This window comes from Paenibacillus sp. OT2-17, assembly GCF_009827695.1.
GTDB classification, from domain to species: domain Bacteria; phylum Bacillota; class Bacilli; order Paenibacillales; family Paenibacillaceae; genus Paenibacillus; species Paenibacillus polymyxa_B.
The window spans coordinates 1-2,768 of the sequence record NZ_WUDQ01000494.1; the positions used below are offsets into that span (position 1 = coordinate 1).

General features: G+C 57.0%; 2 protein-coding genes. Both read right to left on the reverse strand.

Going from position 1 to position 2,768, the window contains the following annotated elements; genetic code table 11:
* Window positions 1-995, reverse strand: a 995-nt coding sequence (locus tag GRP75_RS23635) for a condensation domain-containing protein (RefSeq protein ID WP_160790534.1), incomplete at its 3' end; no start/stop codon positions are given.
* A gap of 154 nt (window positions 996-1,149) precedes the next feature.
* A partial coding sequence (locus GRP75_RS23640) for a condensation domain-containing protein (RefSeq protein ID WP_237449158.1) occupies window positions 1,150-2,768 on the reverse strand: 1,619 nt, incomplete at its 5' end.

Genomic DNA, 2,768 nt, shown 5'->3' on the forward strand with positions numbered 1-2,768 from the left:
AGAATGCCCACAACCATATCGAGCGAGCGTTCGGCCAGAATCGCTACCAGCTGGTCCGCTTCTACTCCCGTCTCCCGCAGCTTCCGCGCAAGGCGGTTGGATCGCTCGTTCAGCTCGCGGTAGGTCAACTGCCCCTCGTTCATGACGGCGGCCACGTTGTCCGGGTAAAGCTCCGCCTGTTCTTCGAACAAGCCGTAAATCGTTTTCCCCCGCTCGAACCCGGTTTCGGTGTCATTAAATCGCTTCAGCAGCGTCTCCCTCTCGTCTGGGGACAGCACATCGGCTTGTCCGAGCTCCAGATCCGGCTGAAATAAAAGCACGGACAGCAGCCGAACAAGATGGTCGGCCGCCTGTTCCACAAATGCCCGCTCGTACCACTGCCCGTCAAAGCTTATTTCCAGCTCGATGGAATGGTTTTGGCGGTCGAAGCGAAAAACCATATCGGCCGCCACCCGGTTGCCCAGCGGTTCCGGATGAATCGGTGCAAAGGATGCGACGGTGTTGATGATTGGTAGGCCGTCCCCCGTATAGTCCAGATGGAGCGGCTCCACCATTTTCCGAAAAGGCAGGTGCTGATGCTCCAGCGCCTCGCCGATGGAGGCTTTGATGCCCCCGAGCAGCGTTTTCAGCGTCGTCTGGTGGCTTACGGACGTCTTGATTACCAAAATGTCCTGCGGCGGCGGAGTCCCGTCAGGGTCTGCGCTATAAGAAGGCATGCCCACCAGCACTTGGTCCCGCCCGGTATATCTGAACAGCAGGCTTTTTACTCCTGCCAAAACAATCATGTACAAAGCCAAATCCGAACCGTTGGCGAGGCAAATGATTCTCTCTGAGAGTTCGCTCGGCAGAGTACGGTGAAGCAAGCCCGGCTCGGCCGCAGCTTCCCCGTCGGCGGATAATTTGGAGGATTGACTGTAGGGAAGGAAGCTCAGGCTGTCATCGGCATCAAACTTGCCGCTCCAGTACCGTTCTTCCTTTTCAAACAAAGATTTCATTTGTACCTCCCCTAAAAATGAAGTGACCGCATGCCCTGGCGCAGGTCCGAAAAAGCTTGCTTTCGGCCTGCGCGTTTACGGGCTTGGACGTTGTTCGCCGTCTTCCTTGGGATGCGCGCCGCTTTCGCTTGACGGCGGAGGCGCGCTTGTAGGATTAGAACGCGAATTCGATCGTATCGACGGCACTCTTTGCGCCTGCCGCCGGTTTATGACATTCAATCCGGCTTAGCTCAAGTTGTGGATTTTCCGCAATTTGAGACAGTACCCGCAGGTAATCCTCGGTCAAGGTGCGGATCATCGCTTCTTTGAACAGCTTGGTGGCGTAGAAGAAGCCCCCGCTCAGCGCCCCGTTGTTTTCATACATAAACAGCGTCAGATCGAACTTCGCTTCTTCCAAATGGTCAAGCTCGTAAGTCTTCAGGCTGACCCCTTCCAGCTCGGCGTCTCGTTCTTCGATATTTTGCAAGTCGAAAACGGCATCGAACAGCGGGAAGCGGCCCGGCTCCCGCTTCACATTCAAACGCTCCACGAGCTCCTCGAATGGATAATCCTGGTTCTCGAAAGCACCCAAAGCCGTTTCCTTCACTTCTTCCAGGTAGGACAAGAACGTTTTGTCGTCCGACGGACGATTGCGGATCGCCAGCGTATTGACAAACATCCCGATGACCGGTTCCAAATCGGCGTTCGTTCTTCCCGCCACCGGGGTGCCCACGACCAAGTCCTCCTGCCCGCTGTACTTGGACAGCAGCACGGTATAAGCCGCAAGCAGCACCATGAACAGCGTGCTTTCACGCTCGGCCGCCAATTCGCGCAGCCGCGCAGAGAGAGAAGCTTCGACGTCGAACTCCAGATGCGCGCCTTCGTAGCTGCGAGCCGCAGACCGTTCGTAGTCCATCGGCAGGTCCGCCGTCGGCAGCTCGCCTTCGAAGGTTTGCAGCCAGTACGCTTCCTGCCGCCCGATCCGCTCTCGGTGGGCCTTCGACTGCTGCCAAACGGCATAATCCTTGTATTGAATGCGCAGTGGCGGCAGTTCTTCCCCGGCGTAGAAACTTGAGAACTCATCGATCACAATCGCCATCGATACGCCGTCGGACACCATATGGTGCATGTCGAAAAGGAGAATATGCAGGTTCGACTCCAGCTCGATGACCCCGGCTCGCAGCAGCGGCGGCTTGCCGAGATCAAACGGACGAACGAAGCTGCGGACGATCTGCTCGATTTGAGCCGCATCTTCTTTATCCGCTTGATGATGCTCGATAGCAAAATCGACCTGCGGGTAAATCCGCTGAACCGCTTCGCCCTTCACGATTTCAAAACCGGTGCGCAGCGATTCATGCCGTGTTATCAATTTCCGCAAGGCGGCTTCCAACCGGTCTAAATCAAACTCGCCTTCCACCTGCACCAGCTCCGGCATGTTGTAAAGCTGATCCGCTCCATCCAGCGTGTGCTGAATGAACAGCCGTTTCTGGGCGGAGGACAGAGGGTAGTACTCTCTCTCCTCAGCTTGAGGAATGGCCTCATGCTCCCGCCGTTCCATCCGGGCGATCGCCTCGGCCATCGCCGCAATCGTCGAGTGACGGAATACGTCGCGCAGCGGCAGGTTGACGTTTAATTCCTTAAATACCTTGCCCGCCAGCGTTGTCGCTCGCAGGGAGTGGCCGCCGATGTCGAAGAAGTTGTCGTGAACGCCAATCTCCTTCGCAAGCCCCAGCACCTCCTGCCAAATCGCCGCCAGCTTCGTTTCCAGCTCATTGCGCGGTGCGACGTACTCCG